The sequence below is a fragment of the Nostoc sp. genome, assembly GCF_036917615.1.
GTDB lineage: Bacteria > Cyanobacteriota > Cyanobacteriia > Cyanobacteriales > Nostocaceae > Nostoc.
In genome coordinates this window covers 54,126-72,133 of record NZ_JBALCZ010000087.1, presented here as the reverse complement: position 1 = coordinate 72,133, position 18,008 = coordinate 54,126, and the positions used below count along the sequence as shown (strand labels likewise).

At 42.9% G+C, this 18,008-nt stretch carries 12 protein-coding genes; 6 read left to right on the top strand and 6 right to left on the bottom strand.

Features of this window, described 5'->3' with window-relative positions; translation table 11 throughout:
* Window positions 1-26: 26 nt before the first annotated feature.
* Window positions 27-281 carry a hypothetical protein gene (locus V7K85_RS31945; RefSeq protein WP_334820042.1) on the bottom strand — a complete coding sequence of 85 codons (255 nt, stop codon included), beginning with the start codon at window positions 279-281 and terminating at the stop codon, window positions 27-29.
* 488 nt (window positions 282-769) lie between these two features.
* Here V7K85_RS31945 and V7K85_RS31940 point away from each other — a divergent pair, with 488 nt between their 5' ends.
* From V7K85_RS31940 to psbA, 3 genes are all read left to right on the top strand, one after another.
* Window positions 770-3,778, top strand: a complete 3,009-nt coding sequence (locus V7K85_RS31940; protein ID WP_334820040.1) for a DUF1574 domain-containing protein — start codon at window positions 770-772, stop codon at window positions 3,776-3,778.
* Between the two features lie 93 nt (window positions 3,779-3,871).
* Window positions 3,872-5,371 (top strand): MBOAT family O-acyltransferase, encoded by a 1,500-nt coding sequence (locus tag V7K85_RS31935; RefSeq protein ID WP_334820038.1) that lies wholly within the window; start codon window positions 3,872-3,874, stop codon window positions 5,369-5,371.
* Window positions 5,372-5,714: 343 nt separating this feature from the next.
* Window positions 5,715-6,797, top strand: coding sequence for a photosystem II q(b) protein (gene psbA / locus V7K85_RS31930; RefSeq protein WP_334820036.1), 1,083 nt, complete (start codon window positions 5,715-5,717; stop codon window positions 6,795-6,797).
* Between the two features lie 61 nt (window positions 6,798-6,858).
* Here psbA and V7K85_RS31925 read toward each other — a convergent pair whose 3' ends face one another.
* The 5 genes from V7K85_RS31925 to V7K85_RS31910 form a co-directional block, all read right to left on the bottom strand.
* Window positions 6,859-7,986 (bottom strand): PepSY-associated TM helix domain-containing protein, encoded by a 1,128-nt coding sequence (locus V7K85_RS31925; RefSeq protein ID WP_334820034.1) that lies wholly within the window; start codon window positions 7,984-7,986, stop codon window positions 6,859-6,861.
* Window positions 7,987-8,182: 196 nt separating this feature from the next.
* The gene (locus V7K85_RS36740; protein ID WP_442940637.1) at window positions 8,183-8,365 is read right to left on the bottom strand and encodes a helix-turn-helix domain-containing protein; all 183 of its coding nucleotides are present in this window, start codon (window positions 8,363-8,365) and stop codon (window positions 8,183-8,185) included.
* 111 nt (window positions 8,366-8,476) lie between these two features.
* Window positions 8,477-8,719, bottom strand: coding sequence for a hypothetical protein (locus tag V7K85_RS31920; RefSeq protein ID WP_334820032.1), 243 nt, complete (start codon window positions 8,717-8,719; stop codon window positions 8,477-8,479).
* A 15-nt stretch (window positions 8,720-8,734) separates the two neighbouring features.
* Window positions 8,735-11,350: a TonB-dependent siderophore receptor gene (locus tag V7K85_RS31915; protein ID WP_334820031.1), complete on the bottom strand. Its 2,616-nt coding sequence runs from the start codon at window positions 11,348-11,350 to the stop codon at window positions 8,735-8,737.
* A gap of 145 nt (window positions 11,351-11,495) precedes the next feature.
* Window positions 11,496-12,494 (bottom strand): helix-turn-helix transcriptional regulator, encoded by a 999-nt coding sequence (locus tag V7K85_RS31910; RefSeq protein WP_334820029.1) that lies wholly within the window; start codon window positions 12,492-12,494, stop codon window positions 11,496-11,498.
* A 525-nt stretch (window positions 12,495-13,019) separates the two neighbouring features.
* Here V7K85_RS31910 and V7K85_RS31905 point away from each other — a divergent pair.
* The 3 genes from V7K85_RS31905 to V7K85_RS31895 all read left to right on the top strand — a co-directional run bounded on the left by V7K85_RS31905 (window position 13,020) and on the right by V7K85_RS31895 (window position 18,000).
* Window positions 13,020-14,411, top strand: a complete 1,392-nt coding sequence (locus V7K85_RS31905; protein ID WP_334820028.1) for a malic enzyme-like NAD(P)-binding protein — start codon at window positions 13,020-13,022, stop codon at window positions 14,409-14,411.
* Between the two features lie 458 nt (window positions 14,412-14,869).
* The gene (locus tag V7K85_RS31900) at window positions 14,870-15,343 is read left to right on the top strand and encodes a hypothetical protein (protein WP_334820027.1); all 474 of its coding nucleotides are present in this window, start codon (window positions 14,870-14,872) and stop codon (window positions 15,341-15,343) included.
* Between the two features lie 632 nt (window positions 15,344-15,975).
* Window positions 15,976-18,000, top strand: coding sequence for an N-6 DNA methylase (locus V7K85_RS31895; protein WP_334820025.1), 2,025 nt, complete (start codon window positions 15,976-15,978; stop codon window positions 17,998-18,000).
* The last annotated feature ends 8 nt before the right edge of the window (window positions 18,001-18,008 follow it).

Sequence of the window (18,008 nt, the reverse complement as noted above, 5' to 3'; positions counted from 1 at the left end):
TCACCGGGTTGTTCCTGAGCAAATAATTATTTGGTGTATATATTCTCATGAAGATTAGTTTCGTGTTCGTCTGGGAAGTCGAGGTTGGGTAGGCGATCGCCTCGAAATAATTCTTCACTGGCTTCCCCTATGGCTTCTAGTGCTCTGACTGTAGTTTTTCCTGTAATCAGCAGCAGTAATATAGACGCTGTACCTATTTGTAAAAGGAAAGACTGGGGAATGGTAAATAAATCCAGATTGGATGCAGGATTAGGTGAAGGCTGTTGGTTGGCAGGAGGCATTGCTAATTCTTGGTTATGGTAATTATGAGTCAAAAGGAGTCAGGAGTTAGGAGTTAGGAGTTAGGAGTTAGCAGTTAGGAGTTAGGAGTTAAGATGACTCCAAAGATAAAGGGATGGAGTTTAAATGAGATAAGCTTGTTGTTTGTTTTGCCCATTGGGGGCTTTAGCCGAGTGGGACGCAAGTCCAGCTTTAAAGGACAAGTCATCAGCCAGTCATATAGAATTATTCTGACTCCTGGCTCTTAACTCCTAACTCCTAACTTCTAACTCCTAACTTCTGACTTCTGACTCCCTATTAGTAAAATAAACGCAAAACTCAACATTAGTCAGACTTGCAACCTGTACAAGACTATCTTGTCCGATTTTGTGAGCTACGAAGGTAACAAAATTGTTAAAAAAAAACCATCAGAGTGTGATAGACATATGGTTCTAGTTTACAAGTGCAGGCACTATCCCCCAACAATCGCTGACTGTAAAGTTAACTTCCCATGAAAACAGTATTACCAGATCGCCAGCAATCCTTAGTGCAATGGGTAAGCCAAGCAACAGGGATCAACACTTTTGGGGTGAAAGTCCGGTTGCGGGGAAATGACCTTCATATTCTTTGTGAAGGTACAGAATGTCCGCAGCGTTGGCGCACTTTGTCTGACTTGCTGCAAGCATTACAGCAAACAGACGTGGATATCCTCACAAGCAACGAACAACCCTCAATATATCAAGTATTTGTCTATGGCCGAAGAAAAGGGGAACAGCGCCCCAAATGGTGTCATCGGGTTTATTTGAATCAAATAGATAAGCATCTGGAGCAGGTGCAGCAAGGGCTGCTAGCAGACTCGGAAAAATCAAAACAATCGGGTGGGGCGCTAATTGTCTCTAACGAAAGTTTGGCACGCCAAGGGAACCCAGAGGCTATTGCTCGGTATCTCAGCGAAACTCTGAGTCTTTTAGGTGTATCGGTACAGGTAAAGATTAAGCTATATAAGCCAAAGAACTCTCAGCCGGAAGAAAATCGCCTGTGGATATTTTGCCAGTCGAGCTATAGCCCTGATGCATCATTGCTTGCTGAACCAATCGCCCAAAAGTTGCGTTATCTCAAGCTTTCCGGCTACCAAGATGCAGTAATTGTTTCCCAGGTGAGCGGCGAAACTGCGCCTGATTGGTTGCTGCGGGTAGATTTGACGCCACCAGAGGTGATGCTTAAGGAGTGGGCGCGTTGGGGGGATGTACAAGCGATCGCTCGATTATTAACTGAGGTATTGTCAGAGTTAAAAGTTGCTGTCCAAGCTTTTCTGAAAGAATCAACGCTACATATCTTTTGTACCCCAGCTTTTGATCCCTTAGGAACTGCCCCAATCCCAGACAAAGTAGTGTGCTTAGAGGCGATTTTACCCCAGCTAGAAGCGATCGCTCCCCAAGGCATTCTCGCTGCTACCGTATACGGACAAAAAGCAGGCGACAAGCAACCCACTTGGATTGATTGGCTGGCTTTACCGGCTGCAAAGCATCCCGTCTTTGCCACATTACCGCTAGATTTGGCGAATACTGGCGATCAACCAGCGATCATATTTTTACTGGAGCGTTTACTCAATCCTGACTTGGATTGGCGTCTATTGACAGGTGGAATTCGCGTACTTTTGCTGAATAAAAATGATTTATTGCACATCATGTGTGATGCACCTGTTTGTCCAGAACGTGAACAAGTAGCAAACAAAATTACGCAGTTTATCCGTCAGTTAAAAATTCCCGGTATTTTGGGGATACGTGTCTACGGTCGCCGTGCTGGTAATAAAGAACCTTTTTGGCACTATGGTCTTGATCTTGAGCATCGCCAACGTCTAGTTCCAGAAGCAACCCCAGAATTTGCTGCTACTTCTAAATACGTTAACGATCTAGTAACCTATGAGACTAGTGAGCCGATTTTACGCCCCGACTTAACGACACAAGAAGTTCAAAGTTTTGTCACAGAAGTAGCGCGAGATTGGATAGCAACGGCGAGTGCAACAGCAAAAAAATTCCTGTTGAGAAGCCAGCTATTTACCGAAAGCCATCAATCAACCGAAGCAAACCGTAATGTTCAAGGACTTAAGATTGCTCTGGTTTGGGGAGCACTGGGAATATTACTTACCCTCCAAACTGATTGGCTACTAGGTCGAATTATTGCACGCACTACGCCTTCGCCAAAGGTCGCTAGTGTCTCGCTCCCATCATCTGGGAATAAGGCATCTTTGACATCTGGGACAAATCAGAGTCAAAAAACGACAGTTTTTACCAGCACTTCCAAGACAAAATCTCCTCCAAATCAGAGTTCTGTATTTAATGCTTCTGAATTTACCCAAAGTGATGATCCCCCGCCAAAGAATTTGGCTGCCGCACCACTGAAGGAAAAAGCAACCGCTACCGCTATTCTTTTAGCAGCGCGATCGCAGCTGCCAAGTTTCAATGTCAGGCAGTTAGACGAGCAACTAGCACTGTATAAACAGCGTTTAGCTAGAACTGGTAGTCCGCCAAATGTGTTGATTATTGGCTCCTCCCGTGCCCTCAGGGGAGTAGATCCAGCTGCACTTTCTAAAGCTTTAGCAACTCAGGGCTATTCAAATCTTGACGTGTTTAATTTTGGGATCAACGGTGCTACCGCACAAGTTGTAGATTTTGTGATTCGCCACGTACTGGAACCATCAGAACTGCCTAAAATAATTATCTGGGCAGATGGTGCGCGTGCTTTTAATGGTGGACGCGAGGATATTACCTTTAAATCTATCGTTGCATCAGCTGGTTATAAACAAGCATTCCAAAAAACACCAACAAATGCAAATAGCAATGATTTGCCAAAAAATACGGTAGGTTCGGGAGAACAAAAGACAAACGAGGAAAAACAGGAGATTAGTGCCTATGAAGCTGTAAATCAATCGTTAAATCAGGCTCTTGCATCTGTTTCTGCTAGCTATCAAAACCGCGACCAAATTAAAAGTTTACTGCAAAAACAACTGCTGATACTTGATCGTAATCAGACAGTTGGATCACAAACACAGCTAACAGACAGTACCTCAGATGAGAGTACTTCCCAGCAAGCAGTTGACTTTGATGGCTTTCTACCTTTATCTATTCGCTTCAATCCCGCTAGATACTATCAAAAACATTCTAGAGTTCCCGGAAATTACGACAACGATTATAAATCTTTTCAAGTAGAAGGAGAGCAAGATGCTGCCTTTCAAGAAGTGCTTCAGTTTGCCCAGTCTCAGAAAATTTCCTTAGTGTTTGTCAACATGCCTCTCACGGGAGATTATTTAGATCCAGTGCGTAGACAATATGAGCAAGAATTTCAGGAATATATGTTGCCTTTGGCTACTAATCCCAATTTTATTTATCGTGATTTGAGCCAACAGTGGATAAAAGCAAATGACTACTTTTCTGACCCCAGCCACCTCAACCGCTTTGGAGCATACGAAGTCTCGAAAAAGCTGGCTAATGACCCGATGATTCCTTGGCCAGCAAAGTAAGGAAATGAGGGAGCAGGGGAGCAGGGGGGAAATAACCAAATGCCCAATGCCCAATGCCCAATGACAAATGACAAATGACAAATGACTAAATAAATGAACTTTATATCAATTTTCTATGGCCTGTTCTTGTTGAGTGTGTTAGGAATTTACTGGTCTTTAGCACAACAGAAATTGCGATTGTGGACGCTGCTAATTGCTAGTTTTGTTTTCTATGCATCTTTGCAGATTCAGTACATACCATTACTATTAGCATTAACGTTTCTTAATTTCCGTGTGGGGCTGGAGATTGGGAAAAACACATCACCAGGAAAACATTCTCTTGACTGGCAAATTTCTAATGAAGAGTGGCAATTTGCCCAAGGTGACTGGAATCTTCGTCGTCTAAAACTTTTGTGGTTGGGTATAATTCTAAATGTTTCTTTATTATTAGCTTTTAAGTATTTTACCCCTTTATTCAAGTTTGTTTTTCATCTGCAAACAAACTCACCAGATAGCTCTTTTAAATTGATTGCACCCTTGGGAATTTCATTTTTTACCTTTGAATGCATTGCCTATTTAATAGATGTCTATCGCGGTGCCCCTGCTACTGAGCAGTTTCTCAAATTTGCCACGTACAAATTATTCTTCGCCAAACTGATTTCAGGCCCGATTACCCGCTACCACAACTTAGCAAATCAATTCAATACATTAGAATTACCCAGTACCGATAGAGTAGCTGAGGCGCTGTGGTTGATTGCTAGGGGCGCAGTCAAAAAAGGTATTTTTGCAGACCACCTGGGAATTTTTGTAGATTTATGTTTTGGTAACCTGCAACGGGCGGGTAGTACCGATCTCTGGTTAGCTACATTCGCCTACGGCTTGCAGTTATATCTAGATTTCAACGGTTACGTAGATATTGCCCGTGGTAGTGCTTTGCTTTTTGGCTTAGTTCTACCTGAGAATTTCGACTTTCCCTACTTCAGCACCAATATTGCAGAATTTTGGCGGCGCTGGCACATGACTCTAGGAGATTGGCTACGTAACTATGTCTACTTTCCTTTGGGTGGTTCCCGGCGGGGTTTAGTCCGTACCTGTTGGAATTTATTTATTGTGATGCTCATCGCTGGTATCTGGCACGGATCTGCTTTGGGTTATGTAGTTTGGGGCATATTCCACGGGTTAGCCTTAGTGGTTCATCGACTTACACATGCGATGAGCGATCGCTTTAAAAATCTAGAACAATTCTGGCAAAATCCTCTGGGGATCTTTGTCGCTTGGTTTTTAACCCAACTGATGGTTTTTACCTCTTGGATTTGGTTCCGCCTACCTAATCTCCAAGAATCTTCTTTGGTAATTCGGCATCTTTGGGGTTATCCTGCTGACGCCCAGTTTGCTGAAAAGGTCTATGTAGAAGCCTTAAATATCAGCCAATACCAACTCACTTGGATACTTCTAGCTTTAGCTGCCCTTATGGCTGTAGTCTATGCCTTCAACCGGATGCTGAAGTTAGAGTTTAATTGGCCCCTTAAGCTTGTCTTCGTCCCTCTATGTTTCTACGCTGTTTGGTTATTAGCTCCTGAAGGCAGTTTGCCCTACATCTACTTTGATTTTTAAGTTTCTACAATCAATAGAAACATAAGACAATCTACAACTTATTATTTCGTTACAAACCCACAAAACTTAAAATTTTTTCAACAGGTTATTTGTAAAGGAATGTAAAGACAATTAACTAGGCGATCGCATCATTAAAAGTTATAGCTAGGTTAGTGTTGAAATCGCTTACAAAGCCTTAATCCATTACTTTTATCACTATTGTTTATATTAGGAAATTCGATGAGATTGTTAAAGAATATTAAGCCACAGATCGGATAAAAGTACATTCATGTAGACTGAAATTTAACAGGCGAAAATGAATCCGCTTGTTCCATATTTAACAATCCATAGCACTTATAAAACCATGACCACAACCTTACAACGGCGCTCTGACGCTAACGTATGGGATCGCTTTTGCGAGTGGATCACCAGCACTGACAACCGTATTTATGTCGGTTGGTTCGGTGTACTGATGATTCCAACCCTGCTAGCTGCTACCACCTGCTTCGTAATTGCCTTCATCGCTGCTCCTCCTGTAGACATTGATGGTATCCGCGAACCAGTTGCAGGCTCTTTGATCTACGGAAACAACATCATTTCTGGTGCAGTTGTTCCTTCTTCAAACGCTATCGGCTTGCACTTCTACCCCATTTGGGAAGCTGCTTCCTTAGATGAGTGGCTGTACAATGGTGGTCCTTACCAGTTGGTAGTTTTCCACTTCTTGATCGGTTGCGCTACCTACCTGGGTCGTCAGTGGGAACTTTCTTACCGCTTAGGTATGCGTCCTTGGATCTGCGTAGCTTACAGCGCACCTTTGGCTTCCGCTACCGCAGTATTCTTGATCTACCCCATCGGTCAAGGTTCTTTCTCTGATGGTATGCCTTTGGGTATCTCTGGAACCTTCAACTTCATGATTGTGTTCCAAGCAGAACATAACATTTTGATGCACCCCTTCCACATGTTAGGTGTGGCTGGTGTATTCGGTGGTAGCTTGTTCTCTGCAATGCACGGTTCCTTGGTAACTTCTTCCTTAGTTCGTGAAACAACCGAAGTTGAATCTCTAAACTATGGTTACAAGTTCGGTCAAGAAGAAGAAACCTATAACATCGTTGCAGCCCACGGCTACTTCGGTCGTTTAATTTTCCAATACGCATCATTTCAAAACAGCCGTCAATTGCACTTCTTGCTTGCAGCTTGGCCTGTGATTGGTATCTGGTTTACCGCTTTGGGTATCAGCACAATGGCGTTTAACTTGAACGGTTTCAACTTCAACCAATCAATCATTGACTCCCAAGGTCGCGTCATCAGCACCTGGGCAGACGTAATCAACCGCGCTAACTTGGGTATGGAAGTAATGCACGAGCGCAATGCTCACAACTTCCCCCTAGACTTAGCTGCTGGTGAAGTTACTCCTGTAGCAATGACTGCTCCTGCTATCAACGGTTAATTCTAAAGATTAGCTAAATAAGAAGCGCCCTCCAGAAATGGGGGGCGCTTTTTAGTTGTAATTACCTTAAAAGGGACTGTTTAATAAATTCTGTAGGAGATTTTGTCCGATAACGATGCTTCCACATCAGAAAACCAGTAAGAAATAAAATCAACGGTGCAAATCCCACAAACATGTAGAAAATACGGGATGGAAGTCCCCAGAAAGTGCCATAGTGCAAATCGTTAAAGGAATTGAGGATGCGATCGCCTAATGATGCAGTTGCCGTCGTAGATACTTGTAAAACCTTACCGCTATACTGGTCAAGAGAAACATCGCCAAGATTAAAGTTAAACCAAAAAGTTTCTTCTGGTTTACTTGGAAAGCCAATTAGACTAAGTGATGCATTGGGCAAGGCAGCTTGAGCGATTTTTAACTGGTCTTTTAATCCTAGCGGCAACTGACCGGAAATAGGTACAGAAACCAAATCGGGTTGAGGTTTGGAGAAGGTGAGTGCGTAGATTATCGGGTTGACAAATTCAGAAAAGTTCCAGCAAAAGCCTGTGAAAAAGGTAAAGACTAGAAACGTGGCTGTAATCACACCAGCAACTTTATGAACATCAAAATTAACCCGTTTGGGATGAGCGTTCCATTTTATTTTGAAGCCAGCAATCAACTTGCGCCAACCAGACCATAAAATAATGCCTGTAATGCTCAAGATTGTGAACAGTAATCCCACAATGCCCACAAACTTCGTGCCAATGTCACCACTTAAGAGGGTGTAATGGAGTGGATAGATAATGTCTAAAAATATCTTTTGGATCGAACTTGGCTTGGAGTTGCGGTTGAGGATTACCCCTGTGTAGGGGTTGACGTAGATTGGCAGCCAATCACTTTCTTTAGTTTTGAGGATAACCTTTATTGACTGATCTGACTTTGTGGACGGGTAATACCGTTGAATAGTTGCGTTTGGTTGGTCAGCGTAGGCTTTTTTGACGGTGTTGACAACAGCTTCGATGGGTAGTTGTTTCCCTTGAGGGATAATGCTGCCACTTTGAAGATGCTGATCAAAGTTGTCAATTTCTGTGTGGAAAACCAATAAACTGCCCGTCAATCCGATGATGATTGCAATCAGTCCTAGTGCTAGACCCAAATAGCGATGTAGGGTAAATATCCAGTTACGTAGTTTTTTATTACTCAAGGTAAACACTCCTTTGCACAATTTAAAGTTTCAGCAATTGGTAGGATAAGGAGGTAGCTTTTTATTGTTCCCCGGATTACCGCCCTCAATTCCACGCCAGTTTCTACAAGTCCGGCAATCCCGACGGCAGTCGCTCATTGGGAAATCCTTTACAGCCCTTCTCCTAAAGAAGACGCTCTTGCGTTCGGGCATCCTACGGCAGGTGCTAGCCTCTCCCTTTTGGCTGACGATATTTTCTAGGAGTCATGCCAAATTGCCGCTTAAACAGATAGCTAAAATGACTCGTACTTTCGTATCCCACTTGATAAGCAATTTTTGCGATTAGCAAATTAGTGCCTCGGAGTAGCTGTTTTGCCTGCTCTAGCCGCAGGGATTGCACATATAGCAAGGGACTGGGGACTAGGGACTGGGGACTGGGTGAAAAGCCTTTTTGTGTCTAAGTTTTATCATCTGTTAATGTCCTAACCACCTTGACTGTTGCTATATCTCAATACCGTGATCAAAGATTACAGCTATTTTCAGGTAAATAGACCACACGGTAAGGGCACAGCAATGCTGTGCCCCTAGGATAGATGTGGTTCAAATACTTGAATTCTGCTGTAAGCCGCTTGGGGTGGGCAGACCACTTAATTTTGAAGCCTGCCATCAGCTTGCGCCAACCAGACCACAAGATAATTCCGGCGATAAGCGATCGCCCTGAGGCACTTTTCAAGTATTCTTGTAAAAAACCTACAAGTGGCATAGGATTAGGGTGGGGTCAAAAGGTCACTGAAATTGTGCCCTGTATAGTAAATGGTGCTTGGGGGAAGGTGAGATAGTCGTTTGATTCGTAATATTTGACATTGAAGATATTCTTAAAGTTGAGCGCAGCCCGCCAATTATCCCGTTTGTAAGCGATTAAGGCATCGGTTGTGACATAAGACGGCAAGATAAAGGGATCATCGAGGTTGGCAGTGCGATCGCCTTTAAAAAACAACCCCGCACCAAACTGTAATCCTTGCAAGTTACCCTTTTGAAATTCATAAGTTGTCCAGAAACTCGCGCCATGATATGGTGCATTTGTCAGATGGCGACCTTCGGGAAGTCCGGCATAACCTTTACTAACATAAGCATCATTGAGAAAACTAGAGGCAATCACTTTCCAACCCGGTAAAATTTCTCCGGCTACATCCAGTTCAATTCCTCGACTTTTCACTTCTCCAATTGCAATTGAGAATTGGTCGTTGTTAGGGTCTGTAGTGGGGATATTTGTTTTAGCAATGTTATAGGCTGCAAGGTTTACTGAAAGTCGCTTGTCTAAAAGTTCAGCTCTGATGCTGACTTCGTACTGTGTACTGAATGAAGGCTCTATTTGCGTCCGGCCTACTTTTAGAGTCCCTAAGTTGGATACAAAAGAGCGATTGTAGCTGGCGTACAGCGAAATCGGTTCGATTGGTTGATAAACAATCCCTACACGCGGTGAAAAGGCTTGAGAGTTAAATCCAGACTTTTGCGGCTCATCAGGAATACTAAAATCTTCAGTGGTTGTGTCAGCAAAGTCATATCTCCCGCCTATAACCAACTTCAGATTGGGCAATAATGTCACCTGGTCTTGCAGATAAATTCCTATGCCGTTATTTTTAGTGGTATAAGGGCCGCTATAGATGCGGTCAGGCAAGGGAACGTTATAGTTTGGCTCAAAAATATCTATCGAAGGGAAATCATCAATACCATAAGCGTTATTGGTATCAGAGCTGCGATGCCTCCAGTCCAGACCTAACAGCAGTTGATGGGCGATCGCACCCGTGTTGAATTTACCAATTAAGTTGGTTTGCAGAGCATAACTTTGTGTATAATTTGGACCATCACCATACTGCTGTCGCGGCAACGTTCGACCATCCTCTAAAAGAGGATTGCCAATTTGGGTAACTTTTTCACTACCTTCATCAAATTGTGCGGAAAATCTGCTTCTCAGCCGCCAATTTTCACCAAACTGCCGATTGAGTGTTAGCGCGAGGCGATGGCTTTCAGTATTGGAAAAATCATCGGGTTGAGCTAAATTCCGATTTCTGGGCAACGTTAGATAGATTGCTTCTGGACTAAAGCCTCGATCAAACCCTTGTTTAGAATTGAGATATTCATAGGCGAAGTCTAAAGTTGTGGCATCACTAATTTTGTAGCTGATAACCGGAGAGAGATATGATATATCGTTTTCAATGTAATCCCGATAGCTGCCAGAATTTTCATAGGAAATATTCAAACGATACAATAATTTTTTATCGGTCGTCAGTGGACCAGATAGGTCGATTGCAGGATTGTAGTAATCGTAGCTGCCAGCCGTGAAACTAGCAGAATAATAGGGGGTGTCTAAAGGTTTTTTCGTCACATAGTTTACCAGACCACCCGGATCTCCTTCTCCAAACAGTACTGAAGCTGGACCTTTAAGCACTTCCACTTGTTCAATGTTGGCACCATTGACAGGAAGTAAACCAGTAAACCCATCTACCAAGCTATCGGCCGAAAAACCACGAATTCTGACTTCACCGAAAAGATTGCCATAGCCTCCTCCGATCTGAGTCCCAGATACATTGCGAACCGCATCCACAATCCGGGTGATTCCCTGATCCTTGATTACCTGTTGGGGAACTACCTGAATCGACTGAGGAATATCACGTAAAGGTGTATCAGTTAAAGTTGCAGTTGATGCTTCTGGCACAGTGTATCCATCTTGTTCACCCGTGACTACAAGCTCAATCGGTTCATCGCCCTGTGTTGATGGAAGACTAGGCTGTGTCTGAGTTTCTGGCTGAGTTGGTTGCGTTTGAGGTTGCTGCTGTGACTGTGTGGAGGGTAAAGCAGTTGCCACAGAGAAGATAATACCCTCATCTTGACTGTCAAACAACTCAACAATTGGTACACCTGCTTCCCCCGTTACACTCACCCGGATAGTATTGGCATTAAAGTTAGTAACTGTGATCTCACTAACCCCTGCAATTGGTTTAGTAGAACGAAATGTGAATGCATCACCGTTGGGTAAACGCAGTTGGGCATTGGGAATGTCAGCAATAAAGTTATTGCCAGAAGAACGATTCACTACTTGCAATTGTTGCCCAATGGAAGTCTGTAAAATCACCTCCACACCGTTAGATGTGGGGTTTGCCTTCACAGAAGTCACTTGTATAACTTCACCTTCCTGGCTTTGGGCTGGTGGGTTCTGCTGTTCTATTTGAGCAAACCATTCTTTGACTGTTCTTGCAGAACGGTCTAGTTCTTGTACACTTTGAATTTCAGTTACTTGCTTTGCCTGAGTTGGTTGTATGACCACAGCAATAAAAAAACAGGAAATAAACAGCGATGTCAACGACGGGCTACGCCTACGCAACAGTTTCATCATTCCACACACCCAACCGGATTTCTCAAAACAGAGTCGATACTTGAGAATTATTTTATATAACTCTGTTTATGAGAATACAAAATTCAGGTAAGGGCAAATATCTGAAACCGGATTTTTTTTTATCGGAATCGGGATGTCCCTTTTACTACAAACCTTTTGGCTGACGATATTCTCTAGGAGTCATGCCAAATTGCCGCTTAAACAGATAGCTAAAATGACTCGTACTTTCGTATCCCACTTGATAAGCAATTTGTGCGATTAGCAAATTAGTGCCTCGGAGTAGCTGTTTTGCCTGCTCTAGCCGCAGGGATTGCACATATCCCAATACCGTAGTCCCAAACACTTCTCGAAATCCGCGTTTGAGCTTAAAGTCATTGAGTCCGATTTCTTTGGCTAAATTTAGTAGAGAAGGTGGATGTGGCAGCCTTTGATTTAAAATAGCTTTGGCGTGATGCAAACGTTCAATTTCATCGGCACGGAAATGGAGCGATCGCTTTAATACCTGATGATTTTCCCCCCATTGTGCAATCTGAAGTGTCAGTAGTTCTAGCACTTTTGCTTCTAAATACATTTGTCTAAGTTTTTCTCGAAACGGACACTGCAATATTTGTTTGAGTACTAACCACATTGCAGGTGTGGTTGCTTCTAACGGCTGATGGAAGCGCTCTTTTATGGGATTTTCTCTCAACTGCTCAAGCAAAGTAGGCAACTCTTCAAAGCTTCCCTGGAAACTATTAAGTAAATCAGGATACCAATAAATACTGATACACTCAGTGCGTTGGTTTACATTAAAATGTTCAAACTCTCGAACATCAGGCAAGCAAAATAAGTAGTTATAACCTGCAACTTCTTCATAATCGTCACTGACTCCGGGCACATTTGGTGTAACAGTTCTGACACCACTAGACAGAAAAAACTTAGATGTCAGCAAAGGTGAGTCATCGTGTTTTTGCTCAAAAATTACTGGTTGAGAATACTCATTGTTATGAATTCCTAGTCCAAGATTATGGCGAAGCCCAGTCCAGCGAAAGCTGTATTTACCAAACCAAGTAGACAATTGTTCTTTTCCTTCATAGTCATTAAACAACTGCACATCCTGGCAAAATTCCCCAAAGTCTTCTGTCCCAGTTAGACGAATGGTCATGGTAATACTCTCAACTCCTTATTGAGAAATAGTATCCATTAGTAGGGAGAGTCATGTCTACAGCATGTTCTACAGACTACCGGAAAATGCTGCTAGTACTGCTTATCGTCATATTCCTTTTCCCTCAAGGCATTAATTCCTCTCACCCTGACAAAATGAGCGAACGTACAGTGGTGAGGCAGTACCTGTGGCAACGATGTCTACGACGGGCTACGCCTACGCGCCTGTAATTCACGCTCTCTATCTAAAGGGCGCTTTTTTCATGAAGCTATAGTTATACAAATATTTACACAGAAAAAATATCTGGTGTATTTGGGTACAATTACTAAATTGTTACTCATTTATATTAGTAAATGCATTGGTATAAATAAAAATAATTATCAAAACTGTGAGTAGTGAGTAAACTAACTACTGAGGGTTCCCTCAAAAGTTTACATTCATTATGTTTCCACTGACTACAAATCTCAAATTTTAGTTTTCGTCTCAATTTAATATAAAATCTAAAACTTAAAATCCAAAATCAACATGGCAGACCTAACTCCTAATTCTAGTTTTAGTTTGACGCTGCGCTTGCAGATTCCCAATCGTGTAGGGATGTTGGCGTCGATAACCCAGGCGATCGCTACCACTGGCGGTAATCTTGGTCAAATCGATTTAATCGAGCAAACCCGCAAAGAGTCCACCCGCGATCTGACTGTGGATGCTGCTAGTACCGAACATGCTGAAACCATTGTGCAAGCAGTCAAAGCATTGCCAGATATCAAGTTACTCAGTGTCTACGATCGCACGTTTAATTTGCATCGCGGGGGCAAAATCAGCATTACTAGCAGAATTCCCTTAAGAAGTGTGTCTGATTTAGCAATGGCTTACACGCCCGGAGTCGGTCGAATTTGTACAGCGATCGCTCAAGATCCAGAGGAAGTTTACAAGTTAACCATCAAACAAAACACTGTTGCCATTGTTACCGATGGTAGTGCCGTTTTGGGTTTGGGAAATCTCGGCCCAGCAGCCGCGCTACCAGTCATGGAAGGCAAAGCAATGCTGTTCAAGGAATTTGCAGGGCTGGATGCTTTTCCCATTTGTTTGGCCACCCAAGATACAGAGGAAATTATTCAGACAGTTAAGAATATCGCTCCGGTGTTTGGGGGCGTGAATTTAGAGGATATTGCTGCACCTCGCTGCTTTGAAATTGAAAAGAGATTACGCCAAGAGTTAGATATCCCCGTTTTTCATGATGACCAGCATGGTACAGCAATTGTCACCTTGGCCGCGTTGTTTAATTCCCTAAAGCTGGTACATAAGTCAATGGCCCAAATCAAGATCGTGATTAATGGTGCTGGGGCGGCTGGAGTGGCGATCGCTCGGTTACTGACTAAAGCTGGGGCAGAAAAAATCTGGATGTGCGACTCTAAAGGGATTATCTCTACCAGTCGTACCGATTTGACAGAAGAAAAACTCGAATTTGCCGTGAAAGCTCAAGGTACGTTAGCGGGTGCAATGCAAGGGGCAGATGTATTTATTGGTGTCAGCGCACCGGGAGTTTTGACACCAGAAATGGTGCATTCGATGGCAAAAGACCCAATTGTGTTTGCAATGGCAAATCCGATTCCAGAGATTCAGCCAGAATTAATCAGTAAAGATGTTGCTGTGATCGCTACCGGTCGCAGTGATTACCCGAATCAAATCAATAACGTTTTAGCTTTTCCTGGGGTATTCCGTGGTGCTTTAGATTGTCGGGCCCAGGCAATTACCACGACAATGTATCTGGAAGCGGCAAGTGCGATCGCCTCCTTAGTCAAGCCTTCAGACTTGGATCGGGAACATATTATTCCTTCAGTCTTTGATGAACGCGTCGCCACTGCTGTTGCTGCTGCTGTGCAACGTGCAGCGCGTGAAGAAGGTATCGCTCGGAATTAATTAACTAAAAGAATGACTCTTATGGGATGGGCGTCTCGCCCGTCCCGGAACTTTTGGACTGCAATCAATTTGCGTTATGAACTAGACATCTCCAGAAAAGAATGTAGAGACGCGAAATTTCGCGTCTCTACAAGGGTTTGAGTGAACGCATAATTAATTTTCCCAGATGTCTACTGATAAGGTTAAACAGATGAGAATTGATCAATGATTGGTGATTAGATGAGTTTGGGCTACCAATTTAGGAGCAAAGTAACACATCTAAAACACCACTAATTTGTCAACTGTTTGCAATGAAGTATCAAGTTGGGGACGAGTTTTTACAAGAACTGCCATTGCTCTAATTCCCTCCTTAAAAAGGAGGGTTAGGGAGGATCAAGTCTTAAGCAAAGCAGGCGTATTGAATTTAGTTGTATATGTGGGCACTCTAGATTTAAGAAACTTACTGGAGAGTGATTTCTATGTCCACGACCCCAATTAGTGCAACATTCGCACAAACAGACAGAGATGCTGTGTTGCAAGCCATTACCACCATTAAAGAAAAGCTACCATTTTTGGTTGATTTGAGTTCCGATGATCGCAAGACTTTACCCAAGATGGGAGATAAGAGTCGGGCGTTTGTCAGCAAAGCATTAGAAGTGGCGGCGCAGAATCCAGAGTTTTTACCGCGATCGTTCGACTTGGAAGAGATGCGGAAGGATGTGCAATTATTTGAGGCGTTGTATCCGGTGTTATTGTCGTTGACGCAGTTACAAGAGTTAGTCGATGATACATCTCTTGCAGTCGGTAGTGAAGCTTATGCAGCTGCGTTGCAGGTGTATAACTACGCCAAAGCCAGTGGACAGGGCGCGGGTTTAGATGCAGTGGTAGTGGAAATGGGACAACGATTTGCTCGTAAACCTGGAAAATCCAAGTCTCAAAAGGCAGCGTTGTAGAAAATAGCTCAGTACTTGCACTTAAAAGGTGCAACGTTAAAGCTCAGAATTTGAATGTTGGAGTTAAAAGCACGACATTCCGAGTTCTGAGCTTCATTTTTTTAGTTAAAAGGCTCAACGTTCGAGTAAAAAGGTAGAACTTCCGAGTTCAGAGGCTCAACGTTCGAGCAAAAAGGTCGAAGTTCCGAGTTCAGAGGCTCAACCTTCGAGCAAAAAGGTCGGACTTCCGAGTTCAGAGGCTCAACCTTCGAGCAAAAAGGTCGAAGTTCCGAGTTCAGAGGCTCAACCTTCGAGTAAAAAGGTCGAACTTCCGAGTTCAGAGGCTCAACGTTCGAGCAAAAAGGTCGAACTTCCGAGTTCAGAGGCTCAATGTTGGTATTTTAATTACTAAAAATTGAGAATTTATCGAGTCAATTCAATCAATTAACACTCAGATTGTCATTTTGTACTTGCATCTTGAGCAAAAAGTTAATGAGTTAGTTCCAAAACTGGAAATTTGAGTTGAAAAAGATGTAACTTATGTTCTTCCTACTTCCGTTGTAGCGAGAAACCTTAGAGTCAGAGCCTTAAAGTTGATAATTCAGCACTTGTGGGCCGATAATAAGAAGGCTTTGATAATCAAAGTTAAGTTAATGGCAGATAATAACACTCCAATTTATACCTTAATTGATATCCTAAAATCTACTGATTATGCTTTAGATATTTTTGATCAAGAAAAAGAAATTGCCGCACTTCAACTCTTTGACAAAAAAGGAAAACCTTATCTCCGAGATTTCGTAGATGGTAAAGAGCGTCCGGCTAAACCAGAAGAAATTGTTCGCCAACTGTTTTTATACCGTTTAATTCATACCTACGGCTACCCAACTGCTCGAATTGCTGTAGAAAAGGGAGTCTATTTTGGCTCTAGTGTTGGGGATAAACGAGCAGATATCGTGATTTCTGAAAAGGATCATCCCAACACTGCATATATTATTGTGGAAGTCAAGAAGCCGAAGCGTCGAGATGGTTTAGAACAACTGAAATCTTACTGTAATGCTGAAGGTGCGCCTATTGCAGTTTGGACAAATGGTGGTGAAGTTGTCATTTTGCATCGAGAAGACCCAAATATCTACCGCAGTATTTCTGATTTACCTCATGCAAACCAAACGCTAGCTGAAGTTATTAATGAGCGTGTGACTTTACAAGAGCTTGAGAAACGTAACAAGCTGGTTGTAGAACGTCTTTCCCTGCGGGATGTAATTTTAGATTTGGAAAACCTGGTTCTAGCAAACGCTGGAGTTGATCAGTTTGAAGAGGTATTTAAGTTAATTTACGCCAAACTCTATGACGAGGCACAAGCAAAGCGGCGACCGGGTAAAGTTGTAGATTTTCGGGCGGCTGGTGAAACTCGTAAAGAATTATATGACAAAATTAATCGGCTATTTCATGCAGCTAGGGAAAAATGGCAGGGTGTATTTCTACCGGGAGAAAATATGGATTTAACCCCCGACCATTTAGCGGTGTGTGTTTCGTTCTTGCAAGACATTAAGCTCTTTAACTCCAACTTACAAGTCATTGATGAAGCCTTTGAATATTTGGTAACGCAAGTTTACAAGGGAGCGAAGGGGCAATATTTCACTCCTCGCCATGTCATTGATATGAGTGTCAAAATGCTCAATCCTAAATGGGAAGAGTACATGATTGATACTGCGGCTGGCAGTTGCGGGTTTACAGTTCATACCATTTTTCACGTCTGGGGTGGAGAAATGACAGCAGATGGGCCCACTAAAGATCAAGCAGAATATGCAAGTGAAATGGTGTATGGCATTGATTTTGATGCCCGGAGTGTAAAGGTTGCGAAAGCGCTTAATTTGATTGCAGGTGATGGCAAAACTAACGTCTATCGAGCCAATACCCTTGATCCGAGAAATTGGAATGACGAAATACGAGTTGCGCTAGGCCGCCGCTTACGACAATTTGAAAATCGCGCCGATGCTGAGTGGAACAAAGAAAATTTCCGCTACTTCAACTTTGATGTATTGATGACTAATCCACCATTTGCGGGAGATATTGTAGACAGCAAAATCCTGTATCAGTATGAACTTGCAAAGAAGTGGAAAGCTATTGATGTTGAGGCGCTAGCTGATCAAGAAGAACGTCAACAACAGGCTAGTGCCATTGCCAACAAACGCTATGAAAATACAGGAAGCTGGCAAACAAAGCAAAGCCGAGACGTGTTGTTTATCGAGCGGAATTTAGAGTTTTTATGTCCGGGAGGGCGAATGGCGATTGTGCTTCCTCAAGGACGGTTTAATAATATCTCTGATGCTCATGTGCGTTCTTGGATTAGTGAGCGAGCCAGAATTTTAGCAGTGGTAGGGCTGCATGTGAACACTTTTAAGCCCCATACTGGCACAAAAACCAGTGTTTTGTTCCTGCAAAAGTGGAACGATGATCCAAATTCTAAGCACTACTGTCCTCAACTCAAGGACTATCCTATATTTTTTGCCACCAGTGAAAACAGTGGTAAGGATAACTCTGGTGAATATGTTTACAAGCCGGGGGTGGACGGGAAGCCTATGATTGATGATCATGGACACATGATTATCGATCACGATTTAGATGAAATTGCCAGTGCATTTGTAGACTTTGCCAAGAAACAAAAGTTTTCGTTTTGACGGGAGGG

What these genes read in the sequence shown, in the direction of transcription:
- V7K85_RS31945 (WP_334820042.1), bottom strand. Translation starts at nt 281, where the DNA reads ATGCCTCCTGCCAACCAACAGCCTTCACCTAATCCTGCATCCAATCTG.
- V7K85_RS31940 (WP_334820040.1), top strand. Translation starts at nt 770, where the DNA reads ATGAAAACAGTATTACCAGATCGCCAGCAATCCTTAGTGCAATGGGTA.
- V7K85_RS31935 (WP_334820038.1), top strand. Translation starts at nt 3,872, where the DNA reads ATGAACTTTATATCAATTTTCTATGGCCTGTTCTTGTTGAGTGTGTTA.
- psbA (WP_334820036.1), top strand. Translation starts at nt 5,715, where the DNA reads ATGACCACAACCTTACAACGGCGCTCTGACGCTAACGTATGGGATCGC.
- V7K85_RS31920 (WP_334820032.1), bottom strand. Translation starts at nt 8,719, where the DNA reads ATGCCACTTGTAGGTTTTTTACAAGAATACTTGAAAAGTGCCTCAGGG.
- V7K85_RS31915 (WP_334820031.1), bottom strand. Translation starts at nt 11,350, where the DNA reads ATGATGAAACTGTTGCGTAGGCGTAGCCCGTCGTTGACATCGCTGTTT.
- V7K85_RS31910 (WP_334820029.1), bottom strand. Translation starts at nt 12,494, where the DNA reads ATGACCATTCGTCTAACTGGGACAGAAGACTTTGGGGAATTTTGCCAG.
- V7K85_RS31905 (WP_334820028.1), top strand. Translation starts at nt 13,020, where the DNA reads ATGGCAGACCTAACTCCTAATTCTAGTTTTAGTTTGACGCTGCGCTTG.
- V7K85_RS31900 (WP_334820027.1), top strand. Translation starts at nt 14,870, where the DNA reads ATGTCCACGACCCCAATTAGTGCAACATTCGCACAAACAGACAGAGAT.
- V7K85_RS31895 (WP_334820025.1), top strand. Translation starts at nt 15,976, where the DNA reads ATGGCAGATAATAACACTCCAATTTATACCTTAATTGATATCCTAAAA.